At 37.0% G+C, this 381-nt stretch carries 1 protein-coding gene; it reads left to right on the plus strand.

Features of this window, described 5'->3' with window-relative positions; all coding sequences use genetic code 11:
• Positions 1–55 precede the first annotated feature (55 nt).
• Positions 56–381: cation:proton antiporter domain-containing protein (locus J7R05_RS09055; RefSeq protein ID WP_208541944.1), on the plus strand; the 326-nt coding region annotated here is incomplete at its 3' end.

Raw genomic sequence — 381 nt, forward strand, 5'->3', positions numbered from 1 at the left:
AAAATTATAGTCGTTTAACTCATTAATTTTTTTGATAAAAAGTCGTAAATAATACATGCTCCATGATACACCACTGATTACAACTATCGTTGCAGGTTTATGTTTAGCATTTCTTTTAGGAATGATTGCTAGCCGTTTGCGTATTTCACCCCTAGTAGGATACTTGTTAGCAGGTGTCATTGTTGGACCCAATACAGGCGGCTTTAGAATAGATTCCGTTATTATCAACCAACTTGCTGAAATTGGTGTCATTTTGCTGATGTTTGGTGTAGGGCTACATTTTTCATTAAAAGACCTTTTATCTGTGAAAGCTATTGCTGTCCCTGCTGCCATTGCACAAATGGCATTCTCTACTTTTCTAGGCTTATGCCTTGGCTTGAT

It is taken from the genome of Bartonella capreoli (assembly GCF_902813205.1).
GTDB classification, from domain to species: Bacteria; Pseudomonadota; Alphaproteobacteria; order Rhizobiales; family Rhizobiaceae; genus Bartonella; species Bartonella schoenbuchensis.